This is a genomic window from Enterococcus sp. 3H8_DIV0648, from assembly GCF_002140655.1.
GTDB lineage: Bacteria > Bacillota > Bacilli > Lactobacillales > Enterococcaceae > Enterococcus_A > Enterococcus_A hulanensis.
Genome location: NZ_NGLG01000002.1, coordinates 127,767 through 133,961 on the forward strand (window position 1 = coordinate 127,767; position 6,195 = coordinate 133,961).

The window sequence follows — 6,195 nt, forward strand, 5'->3', positions numbered from 1 at the left end:
GTTCATGATCATCTGTATAAGGATGGTTCGTTTTATAAACGTAATCCCAGTTCGACTTTTGATAGCGTGGCTGAGAGAAACAAGCAGGAGAAGCTTAATGATGTTAGGCGTAGGGAGTTTGCGCAATTGAAACAATATTTAACAATCAGAAGCTGTTCTATGAAGTTCTTAGCGAATGAGTTAGATGCTCCTGATATGGCAGAATCTTGCGGTATTTGTGCGAATTGTACAAGTAGAGATATCGTTCCACTAGAAATTCACACTCACAATCTTGAGAATGCTAAAGCCTTCATAAAAAACTGTCATGGTACAATTACTCCGCGTAAGCAATGGGGAATAGGTGGTAGAATTCCGATTGAACGGCGAATGCAAGAAGGCTGGGTTCTATCAGATGATTATTATTCAGAAGTTGGTCAAAAAGTGAGGAATGGGAAGTATGATGACAATCATTTTTCAGATGAACTCGTTTCATTGTCAAAAGAATTTATTCAGTATAAAGTTAAGGTTAGTCAAATAGATTTAGTGGTGGCAGTTCCTAGTCTTAGACGCCCTGAGTTAGTCCCTGGTTTTGCGAAGAGCTTGGCACAGGCACTTTCTATTCCATTTGAGGATGCAGTTCAAAAAACAAATATAGCCAAGGAACAAAAAAAATTGTTGAATAGTATGAAACAGCAAGAGAATATTACGCAATCTACAAGAGTCGATCAAGAAAAAGTTTCTGGAAAGACAATTTTACTGGTTGATGATATGGTTGATTCAAGATGGTCTTTTACAGTAATTGCTGATAAACTTAAGGAGGCAGGAGCAAGAGCGGTCTATCCGTTCGCGTTAGTGAAAACAGGAAGCGGCGATTAATATGAAAAAATATAATGCATTAGAAAAACAGCAGATCATGCTAAAAAGCGATTTGCTTGAGCATTCGTTTACCTCAGACGAACGAGGATTATTGCGAAAGTTGGATGATGATAAACTAATTGATTCAGAACAACTGGCGTCAATTTCTATAGACGAAGAATTGAAAATGAAAGTAATGAAGGTGTTAGGTCAAGGAATGAGATTGGGTCTCGAACTTGAGAAATTGAGTCAAAGAGGAATTGAAATTATTTTTCCTTCTCAGCAATCAGTCCCTGCTACCGTTATGAATCGATTTAGTAATGTTCCGGAACTCCTTTTTTTAACTGGAAATAAGGAGTTGCTATCAGATGAAGGAATCGGTATCGTTACTTCCTATACTGATTTTAAAAATATTGAAAAACCAATCATTTTTATTGCTGACAGAAAAATGGATAAGTTGTTAAGATTTCCTGATATTTCGGATCAATTAACAAAAGGTAGAATTCTATTGTTATCCGATAGGTATAGAAACAATGCAACGAAAAAAGAAGAGTCCGTAAAGCTTAAAGAGCAGCAGGGACGAAAAAAAGTTTTTATTTCGGGGTCTCGTTCTCAGGCTGATATTCCCGAAAATGTTCAAAAATCATTGGAATTAATTCGAAAACAAAGTATCGAAGTACTGATAGGAGATTCTGAAAAGGGCGTGGATAGGGAAATTATTGATTACTTGAGGCTGTCACCTAGATACCCCTTTGTTGAAATATTTACCATAAAAAAAATGCCGAGAGTGAAGGTAGAAAATGAGTGGCAAACGAAAACAATTTTTACTGATTCTTCGTTGAAACCTCAAGAACAGCAAATGGTTAAGGACCGAGCAATGGCAGATGCGGCAGATTGGGGTTTGGCAATCTTTAAACCAATCACCAAGAACAGATATGGAGCAATCCAGGTCAGTTCTGGAACACTAAGGAATACGATTCAACTATTGCTCGATAAAAAAGCGGTGAAATTTTTCTACGTTTTTGATAATAAAGTTGAGGTAGCAAATCTAAAAACGATTGCTGATTTAAAGAGTGTAATTGAAAAGTATAAAGAAGAAACATTGACTTCTAATGAGATGGAAGAAATCCTCTCATCCAAAGGTGTTGAAAAAGATGCAGAGCCATCCAATGTGAAGTATACAAAGATTAATAAAAAATTCGAAGAGCTATTGAAGAATGAACAAAAACTACAGAATGATCGATCTGATTCAAGAGGGAAGCCTCGTGACGAACAAATATCATTATTTGGCTAGTGATCCTATAACTATGATTTTGCTTAAAGCACCTTAGGTAAGTAATTTTATCTGGGGTGCTTTTTCTAAGTATAGTTTGTCTCAAAAACAATATAGGTGAAGAACAAAACAATTTAGATATTATATGGGACAAACGCAACTATTAGTTAGTCACTTTTGTTTGAGACTCGGATTTTTAATAAAATTACATAAACCTTCCACCTATAAAAAGAATTCTTTGACGAAGACTAGGATTGAGCGCAATGTATGGCTGTTTTAGTAATATTATTGTTCGTTTTACTTTAGAAATGATCTCCAAGTATTCCAACTCAAACATCAAGAAGCTGGAATAGCTCATTAGAGATCAAAAATAGTACAACACCCCTAAAGAACAATCTCTCACGATTGTTCTTTTTATGTGGAATTCCGGATATTTCTTAATTTATCTAGAAGCCGCCTTCTTCGTCGTCTGGGCTTTGGAGTACTTTCCTCATGTGGTGCGGACGAGACGGCTGAGTCTTCGGAATTTGCTGGTTCTTTAATTGGATGCTGATTTTCTATCGGAAGTTCATTTGTTTTATCTGAGATTTTTGGTGAGTCATCTGGTTCAAGGGTAGGGTGCTGCTCAGACGTCTGGATTTCCGGTACTATCGTAGTTTCCGATAAATTCTCCAAAGCAGGCGGACAGACTAAGTCTACAAATTTTCCGTAGTTGATGGGTTTGATTGGGCTCAAGCAAGAGACAGGCATAGGGACATCGCTTGGTGTTTCAGGAATTTCTTCAGCTTCGATAGGATTCTTTGGATCAAATTGGATATATTTCGTGGTTTCGATGTATTTGCAGGTATCGACTTCAGCAAATGTCTTCACACCGTCTTCTTCTTCAAAGATGTCTAAGGTTGTTAATAGTTCTAACGCTTCGCGGATTTCTGCTGCAGATTTATCGACAGTTGGGTTTTGGATGATTAGATTTTGTTTTTTGCCATTGCTTTTATTAAAAGTTGATACTAATTTTTTTGTTTTAATGGTTTTAACAGCTTTCATTTTTTTTCGTCCTTTCTTTCTTATTTTTTCTTATAATCATTCGACTTGCGCTTCTTGAGCGCTAAATAAGTTATTGATAGAGAAGCGGCTTCGCACAGCGTTGATCGCTTTTTCGGCGTATTGGCGAACAGGGAAGACGCGTAGATTCAAGTATTTCCATTCCTTTGAAGTGAAATAATGTTTGAAATAGAAAAAGAATTTTTTGATGATCTTGGTTACTTTCCGTTGAGAAAATAGGTGCTGCACTAGCTCCTGTAAGATTAAATGAAACTCGCCATCTCCAAGGCGTTCGCGGATATTAAGTGCCATCAGGTATTGTACGGTGCTGTCGGTATCGCCAGAGATTCTGTAGTAAGAATCGATACGTTTTTCAAGAGTATTTTTCTTTAGGCTAAATAGTTGCTTCGATGTAAATGGTTGTTCGTTCATAGTAATTTCTCCTTTTTTTATAATTCCAGAAGCTTGCGCAATTCTTCTGGTGATAAATAATTGATCCTTGGATCTATGTACAAACTAAGGGCGGCAGCGATCACCGCCCTCAGTGTTTGGTGACTAAAAAAGAATTGTTTCGGTTGTTTCTACGATCATGGCTGTTTCCACTGTGCTGTAAAGATCTTCTTCGTCCTTAGCGAATAACTTAAGTGGGCCGATTCGTTCTAACAGACCTTTGAATTGTGCGGGGGTCTTGTTTGTATCCGGATTTGGTAAGCTCCATGTCTGGCTCTTTCCTCCGCTGGTTTTAAAGATTGCGACTAGTTTTATCATTTCATTTCCTCCAATTTTTTAATAGTAGTATCCAACCAAAGACCTGTAGCAAGCTTGTGACCTTCTGGTATTTGTCTGCCTACTATCAGGTCATAGGATTGGATGAGTGTGACTGGTTTATTTTGTGTAACGGGTTTGACTGGTTAGGACAACGCCGTCTAAAGCACTGCCTTCAGGTAATAGGGCGGTCATGATATCCCCTAATTCTAAGATGGCATTTTCTTCGGGTGTATCAACGACATTTTGAAAATTGATATTTTGCAGCTTCTCCTTATTTGCTGCATTGATCTGTACCTTCAATTTGTTTCCAAGACTTTGAATCATTTTTATTCCTCCATTTTCGTTTTGTTTGTAGTTCCGGCCGGTGAGGTAAGCATATCTCAAAAGGGAAAAAACACCTCCTGGCAAAATAATTATAAAAAGGTCAATTTCGCTGATTTTATCGTGTTCCAAGTTTCAGTAATGTTGATTTAATGGGATTTCCGCTAAGCGTCAAGAAAAAATTCCCTAGTGAATGACTACTAAAAGGACTGATCGCTGCTTGACAGAAAAACTTTTCTCCTATTTTTTTGAAAATCAGATGAAAACTTGAATCCTTGTTGTATACACGCAAAAAAATCGTCTGCGAAAAAGCAGACGATTAGTAAATATTAGTTAGAAATAGGTCGCTTCATCAAGAGAACTCAGCTTCAAATAAGAATACTCAAGCAACGAATGAATAAACGGAGTATCCACAGATTGCAGCGAATCGACCAATCGAAGAGAAAGGAAGAGATCTAGTGCTTGTTCTGCGAGGGACAGAAGCTGTTCTTCTCTAATCGGTAAAAAGACATTGGAGCCGCCCAGCATCTCCAGACATAAAAAATGATCAATATGGTAGAGATGATGAATCATTAGTGGATTGATCCAGATCGGATTGTCACTCTTATCAATCGCAAAGAGCGTATAAGTGAGAGATACCCAAGGAAAAGAGGGGCTTTTCTTGGATGAATAGAATTCTTGGGTACTTCCTAGTTCTATCAAGGTTTCCAGTGAGTTTTTATCATGATGATAGATTTTTCGATCGGTAAATATCAGGACCTCAGCCATGTCCGGCAGTGGGACGATACTGACAATATCCTTAATTTTATATGGGTCAAAGGGGTGGGAGCGATCCAAGTAATGAAGCCAAGCCTGTGACCATTGATGATTATCTAATACGTTTTTACTTGTAGCTATCTTCATTTGCATCCCCCTATAACCATGAACGCCAATCAATCTCACGAGGATCGCTGTCTAATTTATCATAATGATGCAGGAAATAGGCTTTCGCATAATGGCGGTTAAACACTCCAGCCTTAATTGGGAATCGCTTTAAAGAAGGGCTGGTTGCCATTTGGTATTTATAAAAGGGAGTGTAGGCGTCGATATAGTCCATCGGTCTATTACTTTTGACCTCAAATTGAAACAGGTCACGCCGCAGCACAGCTAGGATAATACAGGCAGTTTCTGCAAGCTTCAAAAAGGCCTCGCGGCGAAGTGGAAGAACCAGATTAGGGCCATCAGTCATTTCGGCGTTATAGAGATCGTTTTCCAACTGTAGACAGCGAATGCTTAACGGATTGATCCACATTGTTTGCGAAACTGATTCTAACGGAAATAAGACAAAGTAAGGGCAGACCCACGGGGACTTGTACTGTCCAAAACACCCTAATGATCGGATGCAATCCGACATGATCTTATACTCGGAAAAGCATTGAGCTGAAGAAAGTTGATTCAATACATCTAAACCATTCAATTTACTTCGATAGACCACCCCATCAGAGAAAATCAGTACTCCTTTTTCGTCAGGTATCGGAACAATCGATGCAATCTCATCTATCTTCAATGGATCAAAAGGAATTGCTTGATACAGATACTCCTCCCACGCATTTGTTCGAATGCGACTATTTAAAAAAACGTTCTTTTTCATAACATTCTCCTCCTTGGTAAATAACAATATTCTTTTGTTTCTTAATAAAGAATACAACAAATTCTAATTTAATATTTTCGATTTTTTTAATTTTCAAAAAAGAAAAAAATAAATAAGAGATTATAAAAGAATGAAGATTTCAGTTTATTACAATAATATAATAGTTATTTATTGAGTTTTACTTTTAAAAAAGAAGATAATCATATATTCTAAATAATGAACGAAAAATAAAGCATCTCCTCTGTTGCAGAGGGGATGCTTTACTATGTCCAATGCGAAATAAAAGTTATTTTTAACTCGAAATTATCTTGGTTTTGCGAAAACCAAC

Annotated in this window: 7 protein-coding genes and 1 pseudogene; 2 read left to right on the forward strand and 6 right to left on the reverse strand. The window is 37.3% G+C overall.

Annotation, left to right across the window (positions count from 1 at the left end; all coding sequences use genetic code 11):
* Together A5875_RS17105 and A5875_RS17110 are read left to right on the forward strand one after the other, a co-directional pair.
* Window positions 1-855 (forward strand): annotated as a pseudogene (locus A5875_RS17105) (RecQ family ATP-dependent DNA helicase); the annotation flags it as partial.
* A 1-nt stretch (window position 856) separates the two neighbouring features.
* Window positions 857-2,128 (forward strand): hypothetical protein, encoded by a 1,272-nt coding sequence (locus A5875_RS17110; protein WP_088934816.1) that lies wholly within the window; start codon window positions 857-859, stop codon window positions 2,126-2,128.
* Between the two features lie 393 nt (window positions 2,129-2,521).
* Here A5875_RS17110 and A5875_RS17115 read toward each other — a convergent pair whose 3' ends face one another.
* The 6 genes from A5875_RS17115 to A5875_RS17140 form a co-directional block, all read right to left on the reverse strand.
* On the reverse strand, window positions 2,522-3,151 hold the full coding sequence (locus A5875_RS17115) for a DUF2922 domain-containing protein (protein ID WP_088934817.1): 630 nt from the start codon (window positions 3,149-3,151) through the stop codon (window positions 2,522-2,524).
* A gap of 36 nt (window positions 3,152-3,187) precedes the next feature.
* On the reverse strand, window positions 3,188-3,580 hold the full coding sequence (locus A5875_RS17120) for a hypothetical protein (RefSeq protein ID WP_088934818.1): 393 nt from the start codon (window positions 3,578-3,580) through the stop codon (window positions 3,188-3,190).
* Between the two features lie 123 nt (window positions 3,581-3,703).
* Window positions 3,704-3,916 (reverse strand): DUF2922 domain-containing protein, encoded by a 213-nt coding sequence (locus A5875_RS17125; RefSeq protein WP_088934819.1) that lies wholly within the window; start codon window positions 3,914-3,916, stop codon window positions 3,704-3,706.
* A 117-nt stretch (window positions 3,917-4,033) separates the two neighbouring features.
* The gene (locus A5875_RS17130) at window positions 4,034-4,240 is read right to left on the reverse strand and encodes a hypothetical protein (protein ID WP_088934820.1); all 207 of its coding nucleotides are present in this window, start codon (window positions 4,238-4,240) and stop codon (window positions 4,034-4,036) included.
* 330 nt (window positions 4,241-4,570) lie between these two features.
* Window positions 4,571-5,140 carry a hypothetical protein gene (locus A5875_RS17135; RefSeq protein ID WP_088934821.1) on the reverse strand — a complete coding sequence of 190 codons (570 nt, stop codon included), beginning with the start codon at window positions 5,138-5,140 and terminating at the stop codon, window positions 4,571-4,573.
* A 10-nt stretch (window positions 5,141-5,150) separates the two neighbouring features.
* Window positions 5,151-5,867 carry a hypothetical protein gene (locus A5875_RS17140; protein WP_088934822.1) on the reverse strand — a complete coding sequence of 239 codons (717 nt, stop codon included), beginning with the start codon at window positions 5,865-5,867 and terminating at the stop codon, window positions 5,151-5,153.
* Window positions 5,868-6,195: the final 328 nt, after the last annotated feature.